The 23,845-nt window shown below is 60.9% G+C and carries 19 protein-coding genes; 6 read left to right on the top strand and 13 right to left on the bottom strand.

The features are described 5' to 3' along the window. Positions 1 to 132: 132 nt before the first annotated feature. Positions 133 to 1,167 (bottom strand): hypothetical protein, encoded by a 1,035-nt coding sequence (locus IQ265_RS18930; protein ID WP_194056427.1) that lies wholly within the window; start codon positions 1,165 to 1,167, stop codon positions 133 to 135. Between the two features lie 89 nt (positions 1,168 to 1,256). Next, the gene (locus IQ265_RS18925; RefSeq protein ID WP_194056425.1) at positions 1,257 to 2,036 is read right to left on the bottom strand and encodes an RNA polymerase sigma factor SigF; all 780 of its coding nucleotides are present in this window, start codon (positions 2,034 to 2,036) and stop codon (positions 1,257 to 1,259) included. Positions 2,037 to 2,736: 700 nt separating this feature from the next. On the opposite strand from IQ265_RS18925, the gene msrP reads away from it, so the two are divergent. Further along, the gene (gene msrP, locus IQ265_RS18920; protein WP_194056423.1) at positions 2,737 to 3,726 is read left to right on the top strand and encodes a protein-methionine-sulfoxide reductase catalytic subunit MsrP; all 990 of its coding nucleotides are present in this window, start codon (positions 2,737 to 2,739) and stop codon (positions 3,724 to 3,726) included. On the opposite strand, the gene IQ265_RS18915 is transcribed toward msrP, so the two are convergent. Together IQ265_RS18915 and cobW are read right to left on the bottom strand one after the other, a co-directional pair. Then, entirely contained in the window at positions 3,693 to 3,845 is a 153-nt protein-coding gene (locus tag IQ265_RS18915; RefSeq protein ID WP_194056420.1) for a hypothetical protein, read from the bottom strand. The two genes, msrP and IQ265_RS18915, sit on opposite strands and share 34 nt — an antisense overlap. A gap of 108 nt (positions 3,846 to 3,953) precedes the next feature. Beyond that, a complete protein-coding gene (gene cobW, locus IQ265_RS18910; protein WP_194056418.1) occupies positions 3,954 to 5,000 on the bottom strand; it encodes a cobalamin biosynthesis protein CobW in 1,047 nt (348 codons plus the stop codon). A 130-nt stretch (positions 5,001 to 5,130) separates the two neighbouring features. On the opposite strand from cobW, the gene IQ265_RS18905 reads away from it, so the two are divergent. After that, a complete protein-coding gene (locus IQ265_RS18905; RefSeq protein ID WP_194056416.1) occupies positions 5,131 to 5,697 on the top strand; it encodes a Uma2 family endonuclease in 567 nt (188 codons plus the stop codon). 166 nt (positions 5,698 to 5,863) lie between these two features. Here IQ265_RS18905 and IQ265_RS18900 read toward each other — a convergent pair whose 3' ends face one another. The 4 genes from IQ265_RS18900 to IQ265_RS18885 all read right to left on the bottom strand — a co-directional run bounded on the left by IQ265_RS18900 (position 5,864) and on the right by IQ265_RS18885 (position 13,280). Beyond that, positions 5,864 to 6,295 (bottom strand): VOC family protein, encoded by a 432-nt coding sequence (locus IQ265_RS18900; RefSeq protein WP_194056414.1) that lies wholly within the window; start codon positions 6,293 to 6,295, stop codon positions 5,864 to 5,866. A gap of 39 nt (positions 6,296 to 6,334) precedes the next feature. After that, positions 6,335 to 6,946: a hypothetical protein gene (locus IQ265_RS18895; protein ID WP_194056411.1), complete on the bottom strand. Its 612-nt coding sequence runs from the start codon at positions 6,944 to 6,946 to the stop codon at positions 6,335 to 6,337. Positions 6,947 to 7,067: 121 nt separating this feature from the next. Then, a complete protein-coding gene (gene lepB / locus IQ265_RS18890) occupies positions 7,068 to 7,700 on the bottom strand; it encodes a signal peptidase I (protein ID WP_194056410.1) in 633 nt (210 codons plus the stop codon). A gap of 93 nt (positions 7,701 to 7,793) precedes the next feature. Continuing rightward, the gene (locus IQ265_RS18885; protein ID WP_194056407.1) at positions 7,794 to 13,280 is read right to left on the bottom strand and encodes a translocation/assembly module TamB domain-containing protein; all 5,487 of its coding nucleotides are present in this window, start codon (positions 13,278 to 13,280) and stop codon (positions 7,794 to 7,796) included. Positions 13,281 to 13,499: 219 nt separating this feature from the next. On the opposite strand from IQ265_RS18885, the gene IQ265_RS18880 reads away from it, so the two are divergent. Genes IQ265_RS18880 through murQ form a run of 3 tightly spaced genes read left to right on the top strand, consistent with a single transcriptional unit; the run spans position 13,500 to position 15,803 of the window. Beyond that, positions 13,500 to 13,922, top strand: a complete 423-nt coding sequence (locus IQ265_RS18880; protein ID WP_194056405.1) for a DUF3110 domain-containing protein — start codon at positions 13,500 to 13,502, stop codon at positions 13,920 to 13,922. Between the two features lie 12 nt (positions 13,923 to 13,934). Next, positions 13,935 to 14,810 carry a DUF4870 domain-containing protein gene (locus IQ265_RS18875; RefSeq protein WP_194056403.1) on the top strand — a complete coding sequence of 292 codons (876 nt, stop codon included), beginning with the start codon at positions 13,935 to 13,937 and terminating at the stop codon, positions 14,808 to 14,810. Positions 14,811 to 14,864: 54 nt separating this feature from the next. Then, on the top strand, positions 14,865 to 15,803 hold the full coding sequence (gene murQ, locus IQ265_RS18870; protein WP_347404985.1) for an N-acetylmuramic acid 6-phosphate etherase: 939 nt from the start codon (positions 14,865 to 14,867) through the stop codon (positions 15,801 to 15,803). Positions 15,804 to 15,841: 38 nt separating this feature from the next. Here the strand turns inward: murQ and IQ265_RS18865 are convergent, their stop codons facing one another. Both IQ265_RS18865 and IQ265_RS18860 read right to left on the bottom strand, forming a co-directional pair. Next, a complete protein-coding gene (locus tag IQ265_RS18865) occupies positions 15,842 to 16,408 on the bottom strand; it encodes a pentapeptide repeat-containing protein (RefSeq protein ID WP_194056400.1) in 567 nt (188 codons plus the stop codon). Between the two features lie 413 nt (positions 16,409 to 16,821). After that, entirely contained in the window at positions 16,822 to 17,553 is a 732-nt protein-coding gene (locus IQ265_RS18860; RefSeq protein ID WP_194056399.1) for a rhomboid family intramembrane serine protease, read from the bottom strand. 1,948 nt (positions 17,554 to 19,501) lie between these two features. Between IQ265_RS18860 and IQ265_RS18850 the strand changes: the two genes are divergently transcribed. After that, positions 19,502 to 21,082: a glycosyltransferase family 39 protein gene (locus tag IQ265_RS18850; protein WP_194056398.1), complete on the top strand. Its 1,581-nt coding sequence runs from the start codon at positions 19,502 to 19,504 to the stop codon at positions 21,080 to 21,082. A gap of 86 nt (positions 21,083 to 21,168) precedes the next feature. Here IQ265_RS18850 and IQ265_RS18845 read toward each other — a convergent pair whose 3' ends face one another. The 3 genes from IQ265_RS18845 to mtnA all read right to left on the bottom strand — a co-directional run bounded on the left by IQ265_RS18845 (position 21,169) and on the right by mtnA (position 23,681). Beyond that, complete coding sequence (locus tag IQ265_RS18845) at positions 21,169 to 21,783, bottom strand: molybdenum cofactor guanylyltransferase (protein ID WP_194056397.1); 615 nt, start codon at positions 21,781 to 21,783, stop codon at positions 21,169 to 21,171. Beyond that, on the bottom strand, positions 21,780 to 22,490 hold the full coding sequence (locus IQ265_RS18840; RefSeq protein ID WP_194056396.1) for a hypothetical protein: 711 nt from the start codon (positions 22,488 to 22,490) through the stop codon (positions 21,780 to 21,782). The genes IQ265_RS18845 and IQ265_RS18840 overlap by 4 nt, the downstream gene beginning before the upstream one ends. Before the next feature lie 108 nt (positions 22,491 to 22,598). Then, the gene (gene mtnA / locus IQ265_RS18835; protein WP_194056552.1) at positions 22,599 to 23,681 is read right to left on the bottom strand and encodes an S-methyl-5-thioribose-1-phosphate isomerase; all 1,083 of its coding nucleotides are present in this window, start codon (positions 23,679 to 23,681) and stop codon (positions 22,599 to 22,601) included. Positions 23,682 to 23,845 lie beyond the last annotated feature (164 nt).

Here is a 23,845-nt window from a genome sequence, read left to right as displayed (position 1 = left end):
AATTCACACCAAGTCGAGCAATTCACATTCTGACACGACTTGATGCGGGGTGCAGGGCCGTGGAGCAATAGCAAAGCCCAGGGCCTAGGCCCTGGGCTTGCTTTAAATGTTGAGGTGCGGGAGGGGTTGGGCCTAGGCGGCAGGTTGTTCGTCGGCAGCGGTTGCCGGAGCGGCTCCTACTGGGCGGGACACTTCAATCCCGTTCTGTTCCAACACCACCACTGGGTCGCTACCACGCACATCAATGCGCTTGACCAGCACCTGCCCATTGGCGACGCGCTGACCAGCCCTGACGTACTGGCTACCAGCAGAGGTCTCCACCACCGCAAAGTTTTCGTTGCCAATAGTCATGACCCCAGTCACAAGCACTGCTTCGGCTAACGTAGGCTGGGGTAGAGCTGGCAGAGGTGCTAGAGAGGGTGTACCGGGCCGAGCCCCACCCGCTGCACCAGGAGTCGTACCGGTCCCTGTACCCGCACCGCCTGGAGTGCCAGGGGCTGCCGCCACAGGTGAGCCAGCGGCACCGCCGCCACCGCCGCCACCGCCGCCAGCGGCACCGCCGCCAGCAGCGCCGCCACCAGCAGTGGTAGTACCCACTGGGCTGCCAGCACCGGGTAAAGGAGACCCGGGTGGAGCTGGCGGGGCCACAACCTGGGGCGGCGGTGGTACGGGCACAGCCGCAAAGGGATCGATGCGGCTGTTATTGATTTGCTGGAGCCGCTCGTTGGGGTCGGTAGATTGAATTAGATCGGCCCGAGCAATTGGCGCTAGCTGAGGCGCAACGGGTACCAGAGGTTCAGCAAATTCTTCACCGGTGGCTACCTGCTCGTCGGGCACAGGCACAGGCTCAATCACGGTACCTTCGGCGGGAACCTCTTCTTCAGTGGATATGCCAAGCTGACCCGCCCGCTGCGCAATAAAAGCGCCCATCAGGGGTGTGGAGAGCAGCATGACCCCCAAGCCGCCCAGACTCATGATGAGACTGTTGCGAGCCCACTTGCGGCCCCAAAACTTAATGCAGTAAACCAGCAGCACAAAGGGCACAAACAGCGAGAGCAGGCCCCATACTGGGCTGACTCGAAACGCGTCTACCAGGCCAATGATGCCGCCTACGGTAGCCAGCAAAAAGCCCAGCACAAACAATACCAAAAACGCGATCGCCCCCATGGCCAAGCCTCCTTGCTTCCTGAGCCGATGTTCCTCAACGATAGCTCACTTCTGCCGATGCGGCTCATTTACTACCGATACAGCGTGATTTAAGCTATTTCGTCTTCGTTAGAAACCATGAGGGTCTGGAGGTGACTGAGCCCCTGCTTGACCCGCCGCGATACGGTGACAGCGCTGATGCCCATGCGCTCGGCGGTTTCCTTTTGGGTTAAATCGTACAGAAAGACGAACTCCAACACTTCGCGAGTGCGCTGCTCAAGCTGGTGCAGCGCCTGCTGTAAGCGGATTTGATCTTCCTGGGCTAGCTGAAAACTTTTGTACTTGAGATCGGGCAGCAGGTCACCCAGACAGGCCGACTCCTCGTCCTGTACGGGGGCGTCGAGGCTGAGCAGCGATCGGTTGCGGTTGGCCAGCTTAACGTCTTGCCACTCGGCCACTGAGATGTCGAGAGCAACGGCGATCTCCGCGTCAGTTGGGCCTCGGCCCAGCTCGACTTGCAGCTGGCGAATCACGCGAGTTGACTGGCTCTGTAGCGCCTGCCATCGGCGCGGAATGCGCATGGAGGTGCTTTTGTCGCGCAGGTAGTGCTGAATTTCGCCCCGAATATAGGGAATGGCGAAGGAGCTAAACGCATAGCCTTTGCCCATATCAAACCGCTCGATGGCTCGAATTAGGCCCAGACTGCCCACCTGCATCAGGTCGTCAAAGGTTTCTGTGGACTGCTGAAGCCAGCGGTAGGCTTCCCGGCGCACTAAACCTATGTTGAGCTGTACCAGCTGGTTGCGTAGGCTGAGATTAGGGCTGCTTTGATACTGCCGCAGCAGCTCTAGGGTATTGCCTTTAGCTTGAAACCGAGAAGTAGCGACCATAGCGATTTCAGGAAACGTCCAAAATCCAATCGGATAATCGAGAACTGTGCCCCTAACGGAGTAACCCTGGCCCCAAGCTGAGCGGACGACTGGCAGGCGCAGGCGAGTGCCCGCTGCCCTAGTCCTGTCGATTGCGGCTGGTTACAGGGCAACGCATAGACAGCAAGTGAAAATCATGTGCTTGTGATATCAGCCTAAGGTTAGAGGAGAAAGCTCACAATAGCGGAACTACGGATTAGCCTGGACTCGCCTACCCAGTATAGAATCTGCTGATTCTATTCTCAAAAGCAGTGGCGACAGCAGCAAAAAATTGATGCTTAAAGCTGCCGCTAGGGCTGACCAAAGCGGTTTTGAGTAGGGGCTAACCCTTGTGCCGTAAAGGATCTAGCCTGATTCATGAAATGCCCACAGCTCTGTGAATTTTTAGTTAAATGATCTGGTTTCTGGCGGGTTAGCCGCCGAAATTTTATTTTCCTCCTAGGGAAATTGTGGAATTCTCGGAGGTGACTGAAGTCAATATCCGTATATTCCTCAGGTTAGGGACAGAAACGTTACATAAGTTTTCGCGAGATTAGGCGCGATTGGCTTGGTGACGGTCTGGCCCCTGGCTTTCTCACCCAGGCCTCATCCACTTAGGAATTGGCTGTGAAAGGATAAAGTGAGCTGGCGATCGCCCTCCCCCTCATTCCTTGACTTGAGCATGGTTTTCTTTAAGGCTCCCCCCGACTGGCAACGACCCCACCCTCGGGTCACTTCCGAAGGAGTGTTTTGGCGGCGACGACGGTTTATGACCTCGCTGATAGGGGCGGGAGTAGGTTTGGCGGCGGCCTCGGCGGGTGGGTGCCAGCGCTCCACAACGATGGATGCTGATCTAGCGCGCACCTTGGGGGAACCGCTGCTGGGGGTATCTCGCAATCGGGCTTTTGCCGATGCTGGACGAGAACCAACCTTGCAGCAATACGCTAGCAGCTACAACAATTTCTATGAGTTTGGCGGCAGCAAAAATATCTGGGCCAGTGCCCAGGCGCTGCCTGTGGATCCCTGGCGGTTAGAGGTGACGGGGCTGGTCAAAAACCCGACCACCTATGACTTAGATGACCTGACCCGGCGCTTTGACCTGGAGGAGCGCATCTATCGGTTTCGCTGCGTGGAAGCCTGGGCGATGGTAGTGCCGTGGATTGGCTTTCCGATGCGGGCCTTGATGGCGGCAGTAGAACCGACGGCGGCGGCAAAGTACGTGCGGTTTACCTCGTTCTATGATTCGGCCGTCACCCCTGGCCCGAATCTGGGCTTTGCCCGCAACCTGCCCTGGCCCTACACCGAGGGCCTAACTGTAGACGAAATGGCCAATGAGCTGGCCTTTTTTGCGGTGGGGGTCTACGGGCGCACCCTGCCCAAACAGCACGGTGCCCCCATTCGCATGGTGGTGCCCTGGAAGTATGGGTTTAAGGGGGCCAAGTCGATCGTCAAAATTGAGTTTGTGGCCGAGCAACCCGCTACCTTCTGGAACACGCTGACCCCCAATGAGTATAAGTTTGAGGCCAATGTAGAGCCTGACGTGCCGCATCCCCGATGGTCGCAGAAGAAGGAGCGGCTAGTGGGAGAGAGTACGGCTTTGTTTAGCTGGGAGGAGCAGCCGACGGTGATTTACAACGGTTATGGGGAGTGGGTGGCGGGGTTGTATGGGTAGGTGAGGTGGGTGAGTAGGCGGGTGGATGGGTGAGTGGATGGGTGGATGGGTGGATGGGTGGGCAAGTAGGCGGGTGGATGGGTGGATGGGTCAGTGGGTGAGCTAATTGGACATGGCATAACCCCGGTTCTGAAAAGGCCAGATCGTAGGGGTGTTGGCGCAGCCTAGCCGGAGGCTTTATGGCATTCGCCCAGAGGTACCGGGGGTTATCTAAATAGGACTTAGTATTAAGCGGCGATCGCAGCCCGGATCACCGCTTCATTTAGATCTTTGCCGATAACTATTAGGCGGGTTTGGCGGGGTTCGCTGGGCTGCCAGGCGCGATCGAAAAAAGAGTCAAATCGCTGGCCGACGCCGTGGACTACCAGGCGCATGGCTTTGCCGGGTACATCCACAAAGCCCTTGATGCGGTAGATTTCGTGGGCGGCGGCCAGTTGTTCTAGCCGTTTTACTAGTGCCTTGGGTTCAAAGCCCTGGTTGAGCACAACTGGGATGGCCACAATGTCATCGTCGTGGTCGTGATCATGCTCGTGGTCGTGGTGGCTGGGGCGGCTGTCGAGGTTGTCTTCGACGGCGGCGTTGAAGCCCAGCAGCAGGTCGGGGCTGATGGGGCTGCTGCCCTCACCCCCGGCTAGACCGAGTACTTTGACGGGGTGGGGCAGCTGTTGGGTGAGCCAGGTTTCAATGCGGGTGCGATCGCCTTCGCTGACCTTATCTACTTTGGTCAGCAGCACCAGATCGGCGCAGTTAAGCTGGTCTTCGAATAGTTCTTCGAGGGGCGTTTCGTGGTCGAGGCTGTCGTCGGCCTGGCGCTGGGCCTCCAGGGCGGGCAGGTCGCCCACCAGGTCGCCTGCGGCCAGAGCTTCGCAGTCAACCAAGGTAATGACGCTATCGACGGTGGCGGCGGTGCGAATTTCGGGCCAGCGAAAGGCCTGCACTAGGGGCTTGGGCAGAGCGAGACCGGAGGTTTCGATGACGATGCAGTCGATCTGGTCGCGGCGGGTCATGAGCTGCTGCATGGTGGGCAAAAACTCCTCCTGCACAGTGCAGCAGAGGCAGCCGTTGGTGAGTTCGAGAATGTTGGTAGTAGGGTCTTCGTCTTCGTCACACACCTGGCAGTTGCGCAGCAGGTCGCCATCGATGCCAACTTCGCCAAACTCGTTGACCAGCACGGCAATGCGCCGGCCCTGGGGATTTTGCAGCAGCTGACGAATCAGGGTGGTTTTGCCCGCCCCAAGAAAGCCGGTGATGATGGTGACTGGAATTTTGTGCATAGCCCACCGAAAAATTGCTGCCTCTCAACCTAGCACGGGGGCGGAGGGCAAAAGCATTAGCCATCACGCTTCGTAGGGCACCTGGTCATAACGGCGGTCTACAATAGCCACAACGCGATCTCCCTGGCCCATGGTACAAACCCCTGCCAAAACCATTACCCTGGCTGAGTTTCTGCAACAGCCAGAGACCAAGCCCGCCCGCGAATATATCGACGGCCACATTATTCAAAAACCCATGCCCCAGGGACAGCACAGCCGTATTCAACAAAAGCTGATTGGTACTGTTAATGCAGTGACTGAAGATGCTCGCGTCGCCCTGGCCCTACCCGAACTGCGCTGCACGTTTGGCGGCAGATCCATCATTCCAGACGTATCTGTATTCCGTTGGCAGCGGTTGCCCACGAATGACGATGGCACCATTGCCAATACGTTTAGCGCCGCCCCTGACTGGACGATCGAAATTCTTAGCCCTGAGCAGTCGTCAACGCGGGTGGTGAGCAACATTTTGCACTGCCTCAACCACGGCGGGCTGGGAGGCTGGCTGATCGACCCGAATGAGAATCTGGTGCAGGTTTATCTGCCTGACCAACTCCCTGCCTCTCTGGAAGAAGCAGAAAATGAGGTGACAATGACGGGTCTGGCTCCGGCTCTGGCGCTAACGGTGGGGCAGGTGTTTGGCTGGCTACGGGTAGGGTAAACGAACAGTGTTCCTGGTGCGATCGCCCCTATAAAGGCATGAACATTGCCGGAGCGACGGGCATTTCTGAAGCGCAAAAAGCCAGTCTCAGGGTGTGGGTGCGATCGCACTATAAAGACCATGCGAGTGCCCACATTCCCAAGTTCAGTATCAATCCTCTAGCCCTCTACTTGGCATCGCCCACTAGACCTTGCTCTACCTCGCCAAAGATGGCGCTGGGGTGGCAGTAGTACTTAAACTCCAGCAGGTTGTAGAACGGGTCCTGCAAAAAGAACGTGCGGTGCTCCAGCGTTGTGCCTGGAAAGCGGTGCTTTTCGCTCTGGTAGAACGTGAGTTGATGCTCTTTAGCGCGATGGAGCAGCAATTCCCAAGCGGGCTCAGCCATAAAGACCAGGCCGAAGTGGCGGGGGTAGATGCCCTTTTGGGGCATCAGCTCGGTTGTGGTGTGGGCTACCAGCTGGTGGCCGTACAGGTTGAGGATGAGCGAGTTAGGCGTTTCTCGCCCTGGCTCGCAGCCGAGGCCATCCACGTAAAACTTTTTTGTGGTAGGAATATCGGCCACGGGAAAGGCCAGGTGAAATAGGGCGACAGAATCCATACCGAGAGAGGCGAAGGGAACGAAGATGAAGCGGCGAACCTAGGCCACTACCTTGTGATCGACGGCGTTGAGCAGGGTTTTGAGGGCGGTGTCCTCGGCCTGGCTAATCTGCTGGTCGAGTAGGGCGATGTGAATGGCTTTGGACAGCACAAAGGCGGCTACGTCAGGCTCTAGCTGCTCGGCCAAAAGCTCCACGGGCATAGGCACCTTGAGGGCGCTTTGAATGCCCGCCAGCATTGATTCTTCCATGCCCAAAGCCACCAGCCTTGGCCGCAGGCTAGCCCATTCTTCGAGGGGGTCTTGGCCACTGGCGTGGAGCATGGAGGCCAACAGCCGCTGCACCTTGCTCTGCTGGGCGGGGGACATGGCCGCGTAGGTAAGGGAGTCTTCTTCAGGTGTGACGGTTTGATCTTGGTTGAGGTTATTGAGAATCTGCTGCCACTCGGCCTCGGTGCACTGCTCGGGTTTGCCCACGCAGAGCGACACCTGAATGCGGCTGCCGGTGGTTTGCAGCTGGGTTACCTCCGCATGAACGCCCAGATAGCCCAGCCACTGGGAAACCATGCTCACCAGTTTGCTGCTGGCCGACTGGGCCTGGGTGAGCATTTGCACCTGGGTGCGCACTAGGGGGCGAACGAGCTGTACAAGCATGGGGCCTTCCTCAAAACCGCTTTATCTCAAGCCGCTTTGATCTTACACAACCCGTCAAGTTAGGGTGGTAATGCAGTACGCCGTTGGGCCATCGTCGGGTGAGGGAAAGCGATGGCAAGCTTTAATTGACTGGACCGAGGCGATCGAGGGGCCAGAACCGAAACCGGGCGCGGCCAATAATGTTTTGCTGGGGCAGCCCACCCCACACGTGGGAGTCGTTGCTGTCGTTGCGGTTGTCGCCCATAACAAACACCTGCCCGGTCGGTACCGTTACGGGAGCAAGGGTGTAGGCGGGTGGTTCAAGAATATAGGGCTCTTGCAGGGGGTGTCCATCGACAACGACCTGTCCCTGCACCACTTCGACTGTTTGGCCCGGTTCGCCAATGATGCGTTTGATGAAGGCCTGGCGGGTTTCGTAGCCCAGGCGAGTGAGCTGAGGCGGCGGCGCAAACACCACAATGTCGCCCCGATGGGGGGGCTGCCAGCGATAGCTGACTTTGTCAACCAGCAGGCGATCGCCAATGTGCAGCGTTGGGCCCATCGAGTTGGAGGGAATATAGCGGGGTTCAGCAATCAGCACCCGCACCGTTAGGGCGATCGCCAGGGCGATCGCCAGCACCCGCAGGTTGCCCCACTGGCCCTGCCACAGCGATCGCCACCGCCCCTGGGGAGCGTTTTCTGTAGAGTTTGCTTGGGTGGTGCGATCGTCCTTGGCAGGGGACGGTGTAGCCTGGTCAGTTAGCTTAGGATCCATAGATATGCAAACGACGATGGGCCGGGTGGCATTATCCCCACGGCTTTTACCTTACAGGGAATGGAGGGCGAAAGGCAGCGTCATCCCCCTGCTCTAAAACCGAAATTCTAAAATCGCTCCCGTATTTTCGTTAAATTGCTCGTAGCTAGTAATGGCCCGCAGCGTGATCTGGTCGTTGATGCGGTAACGCACGCTAAAAACAGCGGGAGTGACGTTGGTAAACACCTTTTGCACCGACACCGAAATACTGGGCGAGAAGTTGTATCCAATTTCGCCGCCGATATCGACAGCACCGCCCTGGGGGTTGCCCGGCGGCGAGGCCGAAAACAGACGCAGGTCGGTACGCTCTAGACCCGAGCCCAAAAGATTTTGCAGGTTGTTGAGCAGGGCCGAACCGGCAAAGGCCAGCAGCCCCTGAAACCCGTCGCCACCGCCCGACACGCTCCCTAGCGTCGACTCTAGGGCAGCTAAAAAGCCGCCGCTAATCAGCGCGACAATTTCGCCCTCCGAGCGGGGGGGTGTGCTCTCTAGCTCGACCCCCTGCAGGTTGACTACCCGACTGGCGCGACCGTTGACGTTGGCGCGAATGCGAACCGTCTGTACCCCCGCCTGGGTGAGGCCCAGCTGGTCAATTCTAGACTCGCTGATTTCGTTGCGGGGGAAGGGGGAGGCGGTGGACAGAGAAGCGCCAGCGGCGGCGCTGTCTGGAACGGCCGCCGACAGCGTGGCCACTAAGTAGGGGTCAATGGTGTCGTCTAGTTCACTAAACTCGGCGTAATTTTCGTCCCCGGTCAGCCGAAACTCAGTGGTTAGCAGGTTGATGCGACCGGAGGGTAGGTCAATGCGACCGACGGGCTTGATGTTGGGGGCGGTACCGATTAAATCTAGGGTGCCCTCGGCCCGTACATCGACAATGCCAGGAATTGCAAGCCGAACGTTGTCGGCCAAAATTAGCTGGAAGTCCTCCAGGATGGGTGGAATGGGGTCAAAGATGCGGGGTTCTCGGGTGGGGGCAAAGCCTGCTGGCGTACCACCCCCTTCGCCAACCTCAGGCAGCGTAATAAGCCCATCAGAGAGCATGACCTCGCCATAGACAAGGGGAGCCAGCAAAAAGACGCTGCCGTCGACCACAACATTGCCATCCACCTGTCCCCGATAGGTACCGGCGGGGTTGCGCAGGTCAAGGGCGATGTTGTCAAGGCTGACGCGAAAGGGGTTATCGACGCCTGGACCCTGGGCTTCGGCGGACAAAGTTCTGTTGTTGTCGAATAGCCCTGGGGCCAGATCGCGCACCGAGGGCAGCAGCTTGAGATTGCCCTCAGCCACCACCTTGCCGTCGCTAAAGTCGCCCTGCAGGGTTTGGAAATCGAGCACTAGACCGCTGCTATAAACCGAGCTGCTCAGGCTGGTGGCGGGGCTTTCGACGACGCGAATGCTGCCCTGAATGTTGGTTAGCGGCTCGGGCAGACTGCGGGCGCTGATAGTAACGCCCTCAAAATCGGCCTGGCCAGTGACGTTGAGCGTAGTCAGCGCCTCCTGAATGGACTGATTGGTGGGCCAGCGGCCCTGAACCGCCAGGTCGAGATTGCCCATCCCCGACTCCCAGGCGATCGCCTGGGTGAACAGGTTGATCAGGGCAAAGCCGTCGTCGCGCATTCTAAGCGTGATGTTGACTGTATCGGTCTCTGGCTGCTGGCTGAGTCCGGGCAGGGTCAGCGGCACGCTAGCCACCAGCCGCAGCGGGTCTTCAATTTCCTCATCAACCGCCACCCGGCTGATCAAATTGAGGCGAGCGTTTTCGTAGCTAAAGTTGGCGCTGGCCAGGTCGATGGTGTTGCGGTTGATGGTGGCTTCGTTGACTGCTAGCTGCCCCCGCACCTGGGGGTTGGCCAGGCTGCCGGTGAGGGTAGCGCCCAGGTTCATCAGCCCGTCTAGGTTGTCGGGCAGCCGCAGGGGCTGGCGCAGGGCGTTGAGAGGCACATTGCTGACCTCCAGGCGCATGGTGCGGTTTTCAGCATCGTCGGGGTTGAGGCTAAACTCGCCGTTGAGGGTGGCCAGGGCAATCCCCTGCTGGGTTGTCGCTGAGAAATTTGAAAAGTTCGATCGCAGGCTGACCGGGTCGAGCCGAACGATGCTGTCTTCGTAGCTGCCTTGGGCAATGACTTCGTCAAAGCGATAGACAGCACCGTTGCTGCCGTCGGGTTCGCCCCAGACCCAGTTGGCCCCGGCCAGGTCGAAAGTAACGTTGAGGTCGTCGGGCACGGCTCCGCTGGCGGTGACGGTGCCTGAGAAGTTGCCGGTCAGCTCTTCGAGCGGGGGCAGCGGCGCAGATTCGGCCTGGGCCGCCAGCGTGTCTTGCAGCTCCTGCACTTCGGCCAGGCGGCGCAGCTGGTCGAGCAGGCTGGCGTTGCGATCGCCCACCGGGTTCACCTCCTCTAGAGAGGCCACCTCAGCCGGGGCGGCGGGGCGGTACCAGTCGGGTGGGTTGAGCAGGTTAGGGCGAAAGTCGGCCCATTCAAAAATCAGCAGGGTCTGCAGCAGCTCTTGAATCTGGCCGTTCTCAACCACCAGTTCGCCATTGATTTGGGGCCTGTCGCCCAGAGTATAGGTGCCGCTGGCCAGGTAGCGACTGAGGCCACCTGCCGACTCCAGGGTGACCCCCACCAGGCCAATGACGTTGTTGGCGAAGGTAACATTGCCCCGCAGGCGACCGTAGCGGGTCACCTCCAGCGGCTGCTCGGGAGCCGCTGGGTCAATGGCCGTCAGGGTGGTCTCTGAGGGCAGCCTAATGTAGCTAATGCTGGGGTCTTGCACGTCGAAGCTGGCCCGCAGCGTAGACTGGCGCAGGTCGGCGACGATCTCAGCGGAGGTAATTAGACCGTCGAAGGTGCCAATGCCGCTGGTGCCCGCCTGGGGCAGCCGCAGGTCGCCAATCGGCAGATTTTCGACGGTGGCATAGAGAATGCCCGCCTGGGTATAGCCCTCTGCCAGGGCCTCGCCGCTGCGCACCTCAAAGGCGAGGTCGCGGTCGCCCTGGGCAGTGGCCGCATAGACGCGATCGCCGCCGCCGGTCAAATCAACCGCTAGCGGGCCACCCTGGGTATAGGCGATCGGCCCCGTCAGCGGCGAGGCAAAGGCCAAGTCCCCGGCAGTGAGGCCCACTAGCGAGGCGTTGCCAGTCAGGGCTAGGGCCCCCGGGCGACCCCGCAGCCGCCCGTTAAAGAACGCGTTGCCCGTCAGGGGAATGATCTCAGGCAGCGGCAGCGCCGCCAAACTGTAGCCATCGATATCGAGGTTGAGATCGAGGTTGGCGATCGCGGGCGCACCGGCTCCGCTCAGCTGGGGGGTGATTACGCCATTGGCCTGTAGCCCGGCCGTGCTGGCCCGCTGTACCAGAATCGACTGGCCGTTCCAGGCTAGGTCGGCGGTGAGGGGCTGGCGCACCTGAGCTAGCTGGGGGGCGCGGCTTGCCGCCGTGGCCAACCCGTCGGATAGAATCAGCTGGCCCTCTCCCCGCACTCCGGCCAGGCTGCGGGCATCGGTGCTGCCCCTGAGCTGAAAGCGGCCCTCGGCGGTGCCCTGGAGATCGGAGGCAAAGGCGGCGAGCCGCAGGTTTTGGCCCCGCAGATCGGCCACCCACTGGCCGCCGCTGAGGTTGGCGCGGGTATTCACCGTACCTCCTCCGGGCAGCACCGCCTGGGCCACCCCCTGCCCCTGAATGCCACTCAGGCCACCCGCCAGGGTGCCAGAAAACTGGGCAACTCCGTTTAGCACCCCGTCTACACCAGCCCCCAGCTGATCGAGCTGCACGGCATCGGCGCGAATGGAGGACTCCCACTGACGGCTGTTTAGCCCCAGGCTGCCCTGGCCGACGAGGGTGCCCCCGGCCACCTGCACAAAGGTATCGGTAAAGCGCAGGGTGTTGCCTGCCAGGCGAATGTCGCCACGGGCCGGGTAGTCGCCCGCCGGGGCTCGCCAGCTAGCAGTACCCGTGAGCTGGCTGAATGGCCCACTGACCTCGGCCTCTAGAAACACTGGCCCCAGGGCAACGGTGTCGGGCAAGCCGTAGGGCTGACCCAGGGCATTGGCGGGCAGGCGATCGCCCGTTATCGAGAGCGCCAGCTGTCCCGGTTGACTAAAGCTGTAAAGACCGCTGCCGGTCAGCGAGCCTCCTGCCTGGGGCAGCGCCTGAAAGCTGTCGATTACCAGGTCGCGTCCCCTCAGGGTGGTGTTGGCCTCGACCGCCGCGAAGGCAACTCGGTCAATGGTGACGGAGCCTCGGGAAATAAAATCGGTGGCGATAACGGGCTGCCGCAGCGGTCCGGTCATGGTGACATTGGCTAAAAAGGTGCCTGTCGTGGTTACCGGCAGCGCCACCTCGTATAGCTCAAACAGCTGCTCTGGCCTGAAGGGGTTGACCTGACCGCTCAAGTCGTAGCCCTCGTCTAGGTCAAGGGTGCCGCCCGCTCTGGCCGTCAGTTCGCCCAGGCTAGCCGTTACCCCCTCAAACTCGAGCACCCGGCCCTGAAACCGCACGTCGCCCTGCAGATTTTGCAGGGGCTCGGGTAAGCCGCGGGTAATTAGAGAGGCGGCTTCGACGCGCGCTGTACCCACTACGGTGGTTGGCACACCGCCGCCGCTTTCAATATCGACCTGGCCGCTGATCTGGCCGCTAGGAAACTGCACCGGCAGCGGATTCTCTAGAAAAGAGTCGAGCAGGGGCAGAATGTCGGTCGCTCTGGCCTCCTGGGTGCGCAGGTTAATCTTGGCCTGCAGACCAGGGCCGGGTACCTCGGTGGCATCGGCGACGGCGCTGGAATCCTGGGGCGGGGGCAGCAGAACGGCACCTTTCACCTCAATGCTGCCGCCCTGGATGGAGTTGCCGCTCAGGGCTAAATCCAGCTGTCGGGTTTCTAAGGGAGAGTTTGGATCCTCAGGAACGTCAATGAACGCGTCGCTAAACTCTAGCTGACCCTCAAGATCGGCGATCGCCACCCGCACGGGCTCTGCGTCTCCTGCAACGTAGGGCACCATGGTGAGCTGGCTATCCTCAACGTTAATCGTGTCGAGGTTGATGTTAATAAACGGATCGCGATCGGGATCTTGCTCCGGCAAGTCGATGTCGAGATTGAACCACTCGCCCTCGGCGTTTTGCTCCAGGTAAAGCTCACCTTGCGCCAGGGTGAGGCTGAGCGGCAGCTCGCGCCGCCACAGATCTAGCAGGCTAAACCGCAGCTCGACCGCTTCCAGCGATAGAGAATCTGGGTCGGTGGATGTTGGTGGAATGGTAGACGGCCCCACCCGTATCCCAGTCAGCCCAATTTGCTCTAGCGGTCCCAGCTCTACCGGCCGATTCAGGGTCTCAGAAAGCTGCTCAGACACCCAGGGAATCAGGTTGTTGCGGCTCCATAACCAGCCGCCCAGAACCGTGCTGCCCCCCAGCACCAGCAACCCAGATCCCACCACCAGCGCCGATGTTAGCCAGGGTTTGCCACCGCCCGGTTTTGGTGCCTGGGAAGACTCTGGCTCCCGAGCAGACTCCGGTTCCTGAGAAGACTCCGAATCTTGAGAAGGGGTCATACCCGTTTACGCCACCGCAGAACACCCAACATAGTAGTGAACTCCCGAAACTTCTGCCCACCATCCGTAATGAACTGATGGATTTCTTCTCTTCGGGTGATGCCCAATTCTAGTGCTGTGATTTAACTCCTAAAGCATAGACGGCAGCCGGAGTAACTTTGTTCGCGCTGCGATCGCCCGGTAGAGTAAACAAGGTAATGCTGTATGTGAGATAGGGCTATGGTGGTGTACGTGCTGTTGTTCAATGCCCGCACCGATAATGAGGGCATCCACGCCGAAACCATGAATGGGCAGAATTTGATTCTAATGTTTGAGCACGAGGACGATGCCACCCGCTATGCCCTCATGCTGGAAGCCCAAGACTTTCCGGAGGCTACGGTTGAAGGCTTTGAGCAAACTGAGATCGAAGAGTTCTGTGAATCGGTTGGCTACGGCTATCGCCTGATTCCAGAGGGGACGCTGGCGGTGCCCCCCGAGCACAGCCTGGAGGAACACCTCTGGGACCCCGACCAGCCCGACCCCGACCTCCAGCCCCGTGACCAGTCCGGCGATCGGCCCAGCGATCGCCCGGATGAAGCGGCGGGTGGCATCTCCCAGGCCGAACTCGATCGCATGCGTCAGCAGCTTGAAAAACTGCTTTAGGCTGGCCGCGCTATGACCAACCCCCTGTCTACCCTGATTGCCCGCGCCCGCCAGGGTGATGCCCGCGCGATCGCCCGGTTGATCACGCGATCGCTAGCCGCCCAGGGCGTTGTGGCCCAGGGGCAGTGGCAGGGCACCCAGCTCTACCTCGACCTAGAGTCAGAGGCCGCCATTGACCAGCGCCAGGTGGTGCCTCAGCTTCGGCGCGGGCTGCTGCGACTGGGGCTCACCTGCCCGGTCGATACGGTGTGGGTAACGGCCCGCCGAGTGGGCTGGGCCGAGGCCGCCTGGCGCGAGGGCTTTAGCCTCGATGGGGCGGTATTTTCCCCGACCGATATGGCGACAACCCCGCTCGATGCGGCGGGGCCAATATCCCCCGCGACTGGCCCTGGAGCAGCGCCAGAACCGGCCCTGACCACATCCGATCGCTTTGACGACGGATTCACCACCGACCGCTCGCCCCCAGACCCAGTTCCAGAAACAGCCCTTTCAGACACCACCCTGGTGGCCCTGGCCCATCTAGCGCCGGTGTTGAGCTATCTCGTGCTGGGCAGCCAGTGGCTGGGGGGGTGGCCGCTGTTCTGGGGCGGTTCATTTTTGCTGCCCTGCCGGGTGGTGGCTCCTCTGGTGCTGCTTTTGGTCAAAGGAACGGGGGCCAGCGCGGCTACCAATGCGGCCTACGTACAGCACCAGGCCAAAGCCGCCCTCAACTTTCAGCTCACGATGTTTATCGCCTGGGTCGTTACCCTGGCGCTGATGTTTGTTTTGGTGGGCTTTTTGCTGGTGGTGCCCCTGGCCCTGCTTGAAATCGTCAGCTGCATTGTGGCGGCTGTGCGAGCGTCAGAGGGCAAGCCCGTGCGCTACGCAGCGATTCGGTTTGTGCGCTAGGTGCGCCAGCGCTATACATTAGCGGGAGTGTTTGTCGCCTAAGAGATGCTGCCTGTGCCCGCTAATTCTTCTGTTCACCCATCCTCAGACCCCGCCGATCGCGGTCATTTGCTCACCGAGCAGGCCAACCCCCGCAGCGCCCAGCTCGATCGGCTCAGTGCCATCGAACTGGTTGACCTGTTCAACCAGGAAGACCAGCGCACCCTGGAGGCGATCGCGGGAGCGCGCGAGGCCCTGGCGGCCGCCATCGACGCGGTAACGGCGGCCCTGGCCCAGGGCGGGCGGCTATTCTATGTCGGGGCTGGTACCAGCGGCCGACTGGGAGTGCTTGATGCGGCGGAGTGCCCGCCCACGTTTTGCACACCTCCGGAGCTGGTGCAGGGCATTATTGCGGGCGGGGCGGGGGCGCTAGTCAAAAGCTCTGAGGGGCTAGAGGATATAGCAGAAGACGGAGCCGCTGCGATCGCCGATCGCAACCTTCAGCCCCAGGATGTGGTGGTGGGTATTACCGCCGGGGGCACCACGCCCTACGTGCAGGGGGCGATCGCCGCCGCCCGCCAGCGGGGCGCAACCACCGTGTTTGTAGCCTGTGTGCCCGCTGACCAGGTGCCCACCGAGGCCGACATCGACATTCGCCTGCTGGTGGGGCCAGAGCTGCTGGCCGGGTCAACCCGGCTGAAGGCGGGTACGGTGACCAAAATGGCCCTCAATATTCTCTCCACCGGGGCGATGGTGCGCCTGGGCAAGGTCTACGGCAACCGGATGGTCGATGTGGCGGTCACCAACACCAAGCTGCGCGATCGCGCCCTGCGTATGCTCTGCGACCTCACTGACTTAGACCGCGCTGCCGCCGCCGACCTGCTCGATCGCAGCCACCAGCAGGTCAAGCTAGCGCTGATGATGCACCTGGGCGGGCTAGAGGCCGAGGCTGCAGCCCAGCGATTGGCCCAGCACGGGGGGCATTTGCGGCGGGCGCTGGAGGCAGAGCGATAAGGGGATGGAGAGGTGAAGAAGATGCGAACGCGGGGAATCTAGCGGATGGAGGATAGCTCGGGGGGCTGGGGGTCAACTTCGTCGATCCAGGCGCGATCGAGGCGGGCACCCTCTAGCTGAGCGAACGTCACCGTTGCGCCGCGCAGGTTGGCCCCGGTCAAGTCCGCGCCGCGCAGGTCGGCCCCAGTTAAATCCGCGCCGCGCAGGTCGGTGTAGCTAAGGTTTGCGTTGCGCAGGTCGGCGTTGTGCAATGTGCTGTGATGCAGCGTAGCCAGGCGCAAATCGCTGCAGCGCAGGTCGGCCCCCGCCAGGTTGATGTCGCTAAGCTCGGCCCGAATGAGGACCGTGCGGGCCAGGTCGGCTTTCTCCAAATTGGCTCCCCGCAGGTTAGCTCGCCACAGGTTGCAGCCGCTCAGCTTGGCCTCACTCAGTCTGGCCTGGTGCAGGTTGACCGATACCAGATTGGCCTGGCTCAGGTTAATGCCGGGCAGATCCAACCCCGGCATCCAGGCTTCGTGGAAGTCGAGGTGGCTAAAATCGCGACGCCCTGCGGCGTACAAATCTAATACCTGGGCCATGGTTATGGTGACAGACTGACTACTCATAGAACCTTCTTCACCCACCCGACATTACTCCAACCGACTCTGTGGCCTGCTCGCAACTCCCCTGTCGCCCCTCCGGAGGCAGTGACCAGTGTATTGCGGAATATTGCGCATTTGTAAACTAATGTAACAATTACTCATCCCCGTCGCAAGGGGATGAGGGGGTGGATGGGTAGATGGGTAGGCGAGTGGGTGAGTAGGTGGGTGGGTGAGTGGGCGGATAGATGAGGGAGGTAAGGGGATGAGGAGGGAAGGGGACGAGGAGGCAAGGGGATGAGGGAGGAATGAGTTCTGAAACTTATTGGTGCTTAGGTTTCAGGCCGCTGCTTACAAGAATCAAGATCGCAGCTACCCATCCACCCATCCACCCGCCTACCCGCCTACCCATCCACCCGCCTACCCATCCACCCGCCCACTCACTCCACCCCCGACCTCTCGGCAGCAATCTCCGCATCGGTCTGACTAAATAGGCCAAACAGCGGTCCCAGCAGGGCACCGATGGCGAAGCCGCCAGCGTGGGCCCAGTAGGCAATGCCACCGCCTTCCATGCCGATCATGGCGGGGGCACCGAGGCTGGCGACGCCGTAGACAGCCTGCTGCGCAAACCAAATGCCCAGGTAAAACAGGGCTGGAATTCTCAGCGGCAGAGGAAATGGCCCCAGGGGCACGATGGTGAGAATACGCACGTCTGGGAAGCGAAAGATGTAGGCTCCCATTACCCCTGCGATCGCGCCGCTGGCCCCCAGTGATGGAATGCCAGAACCCATGGCAAAAAACCACTGGGCCAGGTTGGCCAGCGTGCCGCACAGCAGGTAAAACACCAAAAACCGCAGGTGCCCCATCTGGTCTTCGACGTTGTTGCCAAAGATCCAAAGGTAGAGCATGTTGCCTGCCAGGTGTAAAAAGCCGCCGTGGAGAAACTGGCTGGTCACGACCGTCAGCCATTCTTCGGCATTAATGGCTGAAACTCCGGTAGTCAGGCTGGTTGAAAATTCTGAGGGCACTACCGCCCAGGCGTGGAAAAAGTCGTTCAGGCCGTAGGTAGGCAGGCTGAGTTCATAGATAAAAATGACGATGTTGAGCACAATCAACCCGTAGGTGACGTAGGGTGTACGCTGACCTGGGTTGTAGTCTTTGAGGGGTACCACCGGTTACCTCGCTATTACTGGGGACAATGACGGGAGACAGCCCCACTATTGCAGAGTGTTTAAAGAAATAAAATCCTCCCCTGGTGGGCCTTTAGGTAGAGCGATCGCTCCATTGGAGAGCACACTGCACTCGTTTTTTGCAGCCGACTGAGACGGTAGGACATCGGCTTGCCTTTCGGTCTAATTCCAATCGGCCATGCCGTTGGCACGGCACCCCCAACCTGGTCGCGCAATTTTCTAAACTGTAGCTAGGGTGTATCGCCACCGACCTACGGGCTTCAGCCAAACCTTTTTACTACCTGCGCCCTATCACTGCCATGACTTATCTCCTCACCTCCCGAGGCGGGCTAACGGCATCGATGATGTTGGGCGTTTTGCTTACCTGCTGCGCCGGACGTTCTAGCCCCCTGGCTACCAGCCCTGGTCCTACCAGCACGGCGATCGCGGCCCCCGCTGCCGCCAGTGACCCCTGGTACCAGGCAGTGGGCGAAGCCAACCAGGCCGCTCAGCTGGCCGCTACCGCCTCTACCGCTGCCCAGTGGCACCAGGTGGCCGGGGCCTGGAGTCGAGCGATCGCCCTGATTCAAGACCTGCCTACCGATGACCCCCGCCAGGTGTTTAGCCAGCGCAAGGCGCAGGAGTACCAGCGCAATCTCTACCTGGCCCAGCAGCAGGCGGCCCAGCAGGGGTTGCCGCGAGCGTTTCCGGCCCTGGGCAGCGATGTGCTCGACGAGCAGGTGAGTTTGTATCGCGCCTACGTGGCAGCTCAAGGGCCGCCGGATGTGCTGATCGTGGGCAGTTCGCGATCGCTGCAGGGAGTAGACCCCCAAGTGCTGCAGCAGGCGCTGGCTCTGCAGGGCTACCCCGGTCTGCGGGTTTACAACTTTAGCGTCAACGGGGCCACTGCCCAGGTGGTGAGCTTTTTGACCCGGCAGCTGTTGGCCCCCGACCTGCACCCTCGGCTAGTGATCTGGGCTGAGGGGTCGCGCGCCTTTAACAGTGGGCGCTTCGATCGCACCTTTGCCGAAATCCTCGCCTCCCCAGGCTATGCTGCCGTCCGCGCTGGTGCTGTGCTGACCCTGCAAAACCTCGAAAAATCGCCTGCTCCAGCCGAGGCTGCTGAGCCAGGCTCAGGTTCCAGCGCAGATCGCGATTCAGAACCCGACTCAGAGGCCACCGCCCCAGCCGAGATCCCGGCCGAGCATGGCACCATTCCCCCCAGCCCAATCAATGCCCAGGGCTTTCTTGCCGTCAACGACCAGTTCAACCCGGCGGTGTATTACCGCAGCTTTCCTCGAGTGCGGGGGCTGTACGACAACGCCTATCGCCCCTTTCGCCTGGAGGGGGTGCAGACGGCCTCCTTTGAGGCCATAACCCAGTTTCTCAGGGGGCAAAACATTCCCCTGGTGTTTGTGAACCTGCCGCTCAGCGACGATTATCTAGACGGGGTGCGGCTGGGTTACGAGCGCCAGTTTCAGCGATTTTTGCAGGGCTGGGCCAATCAGGGCACCCTCACCCTGGTCGATTTGCTGGAGGAATGGCGCTGGCAGTCGCACCTGTTTGCCGACCCCAGCCACGTCAACCGCTACGGTGCCCGCGAGGTGGCCCGTCTGCTGGCCGCTGACCCCCGCATTCCCTGGCCCAGTGCCGCGCCCCAAACCTCCGATGCTGTGCCCCCAGGCTCYGNNWCWGMYSYSWAYAMSNGACMSAGCTAGCCCCGTCGAGCCTGCGCCTCAACCAGCCGACGAGGGTTAGCACTGCGCGGCTTGCGCCTGTCGGTTTAGCCTGGAGGATTCAGTTTTCTGAGCGATCTGGCGATATTCATAGAGCAGCATTTCAAAGAGGCGGTATGACCTCGGCGGAGACGCTGGTGGAAGCAGTGGCGATTGGGCCTGATGCTATATACTCGGACTGCCAAAACGTAATGCATTAACTAAGGTCTAGGGTAATGATTGCTCAGCGATCGCAGGCCCCTGCAGCGTTTCCCAAGGCCTCTGGTCTGACGCTCCTGCTGGCGGCCCTGATCGCTCTGGGCATTGTCTTCCGCTTTGCTCATTTGGATCGCCAGGTCTACTGGCACGATGAGGCCTACACCTCCCTGCACCTGTCTGGCTATGCGGTGCCTGACCTGGAGCAGGCCCTGTTTACCGGGCAACCCGTCACGGTGGCAGATCTTCAGCGGTTTCAGCGCCTCAGTCCCGGACGCAACGTGACGGATACCGTGGCGGCGCTGGCTACCTATGACGCCCAGCACCCGCCTCTTTACTACGTTCTGGCGCGGCTCTGGGCCGGACTGGTGGGAGATTCCGTCACCGCCATCCGTGCGGTTTCGGCCCTGCTGGCCCTGCTGGCCCTGCCCTTTGCCCACTGGCTGGGCTGGGAACTTTTTCGATCGCCGCCCCATGCGGCCCTCCTGACCGGGCTGGTGGCCATTTCCCCGTTCCACAGCTTGTATGCCCAGGAGGCCCGAGAATATGGCCTGTGGACGGCTATGGTGCTGTTTTCTAGTGCGGCACTGCTGCGGGCCTTGCGCCACCCATCGCCCCGCTGGTGGGCTATTTACGCCCTCAGTCTCACCCTGGGGTTATACACGTTTCTTCTCACGGTTTTGGTGATGCTCGCCCACGGATTGTACGTGCTGGCGATGCAGGGCTTGCGGCTGACCCGCCCCCTGGGCCAGTACCTGCTGGCGACAGCGGCCAGCGGGGTGCTGATTGTTCCCTGGCTGGTGCAGGTGGCATCCCAGTCTGCACGGATTGTCGCGTCTACAGCCTGGCTGGGCCAGCCGCGATCGCTGCCGGAGCTGACGCGATCGTGGCTGGCCGACGTCGGTCGCGTTTTTGTGGACTTTAACCTCGGATCTGACGATCCGCTGCTGCTGTCGCTGCCGATCGTGCTGGTGCTGGCGGGCCTGGTTGGCTATGCGCTGGTGGTTTTGGTGCGCCGGGCACCCGTTGCGGTATGGGCCTTTGTACTGCTGTTGGGGGGCGTGACCGCCCTGGGAATGATGCTGCCCGATGTGCTGTGGGGGGGGCACCGATCGAGCATTAGCCGCTACCTGATTCCTACCTGGCTAAGTCTGCAACTGGCGGTTGCCCACTGGATGGGCCTGGTTTTGACTACCGCCGATAGGGTCGGTAAGCGGTGGCAGAGGGGAGCGATCGCCCTGCTGTTGACAGCGGCGGTTCTGTCCAATGGGGTCATTCTGCAGGCCGATACCTGGTGGACTAAATACAGCAGCCAGGCCCAGCCCGCGATCGCCGAGCAGATTAATCGCTCCCCCCGACCGCTGCTGGTGAGCAGCAACCACGGAACCAATACCGGAGAACTGCTATCCCTCAGCCATGCCCTGGCCAATACGGTTACCCTGGTGCTGGTGTGCGAGCCGCAAGCGGTGCCGCCCCTCCCGACGGGCTACAGCGACCTGTTTTTGTTCAACCCATCGCCCCACCTCCAGGCAACGCTGTGGGCTCGGGGCTACGTCCTAGATGTGATCTACGAACCGGGGCTGCTTTGGCGGGCAACCTAGCCGCTGACCAGGGTTGGAGACTCCGGCATTCCCAACCCTACCGGACGGCGATAGTCGTTAAGGGCAGAGACTTCGATAGGGTTTACCTAGGGCTTTGCCGCCCGCTGCCACTGCTGAAACTCGGCAGGGGTGTTGAGGTTGGCCAGCAGAGCGTCATCCACCGACGGTATTGGCTGCACCGGATGCTGGTTGAGCCAGCCCTGCAGCGATCGCGTTGGGGATGCGATCGCGTACTGTTGCAGCGACTCCAGCGCCGCCGCCCGGTAGAACCCGCACAGCGGCTCCCAACGCTGCTGGCGCTGGGGCAGGTAGGCCAGGTAGGGCAGGGGAATGGTGGCCAGTTCGGTGCGCCAGGTACTCAGGGCCGTCGCTGACAGGTTGGGCATATCACAGGCCAGGAGCAGTACCCATTCGGGGGTATGCTCGGGCTGCTCCCGTAGCCAAATTAGCGCCTGCACCAGCGCCACCAGCGGCCCCTGGGAATCGGTCTTGTGCTCTGCGATAAACTGCACCGAGGCGGGCACCAAGGGGCGGTAGCGATCGCCCCAGGGCGTCACCACATACACCGCATCGGCAGAGGCGATCGCTACCCGACAGGTGCGCTGAATCAGCGTCTCGGCCCCCAGCGAAATCAGCGCCTTGTCGTGGCCCATACGGGAGCTGCGGCCTCCGGCTAGCACCGCAGCGGCCAGGGATGTCATCGCTTGACCGCTGTACCCTGGGCCAGCTTGCGGAGCCGGGCCGCGTCGGCCTCGGCCAGCCCTTTAAAGAAGTAGATCACCCCGGTCAGAAAGGCCAAGGCCATGTAAAACAGGCGAATGCCCCACCCGGCCCCGTCAAAAATCATCGAAAACACGCCAGGTTCAATGCCGCTGAAGCGGGTGAGTTCAGAGCGAAACCACTTCTGGTCTTCGGCCATGCGCTCTAGCTCGTCTACGGTGGCGGGCAAAATCGGCATGCGGGTCGTGGTGGTGTAGTAACCCCAAAACCCCTGGCCGCCTCCCTCACGGCTGAGGGCTTGGTTAGCCAGGGCGGTAATTTCTTGGCGGGTCAGGGTTGACTCGGCAGTGAGCTGGCTGAGCCACAGCTGGTGCCGCAGCCAGTAGCTGCTAAAGAAAACCAGCGGTAAAGCCACCAGTAGGGCGATCGACTTCAACCCCAACGAGGTTTTAGCTGGCAGATGATGGGTGGCACTGCCCAAGCCAAAGCCCAGCACCGCAAACAACAAAATTACGCTCAGCTCAATAATTTCGAGGCTCTTGAGCCAGCCACCCAAAATGGGAATGGGGTGCAAAAATAGCTCGGCTGCCCAGGTGACTAAAAACCTCACCCCAATCACAGCGGCGATTATGGCAAAAACCGCCAGCAAATACCTGGAAACGTGGGCTGGGGGGCGCAGGGTAGGCATGGCTGGGGCAATTGGAGAAGGAGGTCGGGAGCAACAATCCTCCTAATCATAATGATGCGGAGCGAAGGAGCAGCATTTACGCTAGAAAAGTCAATGGTCTGAGGTGTGTCACGTCACCTGCAGCTCACCCAGCTGGTAGGGAGAAAAGGCTCCTCGCTCGGTCACGATCGCGGTAATACAGCGAGCCGGAGTGACGTCGGAGGCAGGGTTATAGAATTCGGCCCCGTTGGGAGACGTGACCCGTTGCCCCCCCTGAATAGCGCTTTGAGAGTCACCCAGCTGATAAATTTCCTCGTGCGGATGCTCGGCGATCGCCATGCCCTCCCCCGTTGCTACCGCAAAATCAACCGTCGATACGGGAGCCGCCACCACAAAGGGAATGTCGTGGGCCTGAGCCACCAGGGCCAGGCTATAGGTGCCAATTTTGCTCATTGTGTCACCGTTGGCGGCAATGCGATCGGCCCCCGCCAGCACAGCGTGAATTAGCCCTTTTTGCATACAGTGGGCCGCCATGCTGTCGGTAATCACCGTCACCGGAATGCCCTCCTGCACACATTCCCAGGCGGTGAGGCGCGACCCCTGAAAGGTGGGCCGGGTTTCGGCGGCGTAGACCCGCTCCAATCGACCCGCTTTCCACAGCGATCGCATAATGCCCAGCGACGTACCGTAGCCCGAGGTGGCCAGCGCCCCGTGGTTGCAGTGGGTTAGCACCGTGAGCTTGGCCGGGTGCTCCGGCAGCACGTTAACTCCGTGGTCACCAATTGCGTGGCAGAGGCGAAAATCTTCTGCCTGAATGGTCTGGGCCTGGGCCATCAGCTGCGCCCTCACCTCCTCGATGGAGGCACCGGAGTGGTGCACCACCCGCAGCATGGTGTCTACCGCCCACTGCAAATGGGCTTTGTCGGGCCGGGTCTGCTTAAACTGGTCGCCGATCGCCTCAATTCGCTCCCAAAAGGCGGTGGGGTCGTCGGTGTGAATTTCGGTTGCCCCCAGATACAGGCCGTAGGCCGCCGCAATACCCATGGCCGAGCCGCCCTGGACAATGCCCGATCGCAGCGATCGCACCACATCATCGCAGCGGTGAATCGACACAATGTTGTAGCGCTCCGGCAGCTGCCGCTGGTCGATCAGCACCAGGTGGTCGTCTTGCCAAATCACGGGGTAAACGTGGGTATCGCTGGTGGCAATCATGGCGGCTGGGGGAAATACGAGGACGGCGGCACGTGCCATGACTCTCAGTATGGAGGTTTCTTCGCCCCTGTCAATTCATTTCTGTGCCCTTCGACTCCGCTCAGGGCACAGAAATGAATTGGCATAGGAAAGGCGGAGGCGATCGCAACCAGCTGATCACGATC

The sequence above is a fragment of the Nodosilinea sp. LEGE 06152 genome, from assembly GCF_015207525.1.
In the GTDB taxonomy this organism is placed as follows: Bacteria; Cyanobacteriota; Cyanobacteriia; order Phormidesmidales; family Phormidesmidaceae; genus Nodosilinea.
The sequence above is the reverse complement of the archived record's forward strand: the minus strand, read 5'-3'. Positions and strand labels throughout refer to the sequence as shown.

Excerpts from the sequence above, each read along its gene's own strand:
- IQ265_RS18930 (WP_194056427.1), bottom strand. The coding sequence starts at position 1,167 with ATGGGGGCGATCGCGTTTTTGGTATTGTTTGTGCTGGGCTTTTTGCTG.
- IQ265_RS18925 (WP_194056425.1), bottom strand. The coding sequence starts at position 2,036 with ATGGTCGCTACTTCTCGGTTTCAAGCTAAAGGCAATACCCTAGAGCTG.
- msrP (WP_194056423.1), top strand. The coding sequence starts at position 2,737 with ATGGTTTTCTTTAAGGCTCCCCCCGACTGGCAACGACCCCACCCTCGG.
- IQ265_RS18915 (WP_194056420.1), bottom strand. The coding sequence starts at position 3,845 with ATGCCATGTCCAATTAGCTCACCCACTGACCCATCCACCCATCCACCC.
- cobW (WP_194056418.1), bottom strand. The coding sequence starts at position 5,000 with ATGCACAAAATTCCAGTCACCATCATCACCGGCTTTCTTGGGGCGGGC.
- IQ265_RS18905 (WP_194056416.1), top strand. The coding sequence starts at position 5,131 with ATGGTACAAACCCCTGCCAAAACCATTACCCTGGCTGAGTTTCTGCAA.
- IQ265_RS18900 (WP_194056414.1), bottom strand. The coding sequence starts at position 6,295 with ATGGATTCTGTCGCCCTATTTCACCTGGCCTTTCCCGTGGCCGATATT.
- IQ265_RS18895 (WP_194056411.1), bottom strand. The coding sequence starts at position 6,946 with ATGCTTGTACAGCTCGTTCGCCCCCTAGTGCGCACCCAGGTGCAAATG.
- lepB (WP_194056410.1), bottom strand. The coding sequence starts at position 7,700 with ATGGATCCTAAGCTAACTGACCAGGCTACACCGTCCCCTGCCAAGGAC.
- IQ265_RS18885 (WP_194056407.1), bottom strand. The coding sequence starts at position 13,280 with ATGACCCCTTCTCAAGATTCGGAGTCTTCTCAGGAACCGGAGTCTGCT.
- IQ265_RS18880 (WP_194056405.1), top strand. The coding sequence starts at position 13,500 with ATGGTGGTGTACGTGCTGTTGTTCAATGCCCGCACCGATAATGAGGGC.
- IQ265_RS18875 (WP_194056403.1), top strand. The coding sequence starts at position 13,935 with ATGACCAACCCCCTGTCTACCCTGATTGCCCGCGCCCGCCAGGGTGAT.
- IQ265_RS18865 (WP_194056400.1), bottom strand. The coding sequence starts at position 16,408 with ATGAGTAGTCAGTCTGTCACCATAACCATGGCCCAGGTATTAGATTTG.
- IQ265_RS18850 (WP_194056398.1), top strand. The coding sequence starts at position 19,502 with ATGATTGCTCAGCGATCGCAGGCCCCTGCAGCGTTTCCCAAGGCCTCT.
- IQ265_RS18845 (WP_194056397.1), bottom strand. The coding sequence starts at position 21,783 with ATGACATCCCTGGCCGCTGCGGTGCTAGCCGGAGGCCGCAGCTCCCGT.
- IQ265_RS18840 (WP_194056396.1), bottom strand. The coding sequence starts at position 22,490 with ATGCCTACCCTGCGCCCCCCAGCCCACGTTTCCAGGTATTTGCTGGCG.
- mtnA (WP_194056552.1), bottom strand. The coding sequence starts at position 23,681 with ATGATTGCCACCAGCGATACCCACGTTTACCCCGTGATTTGGCAAGAC.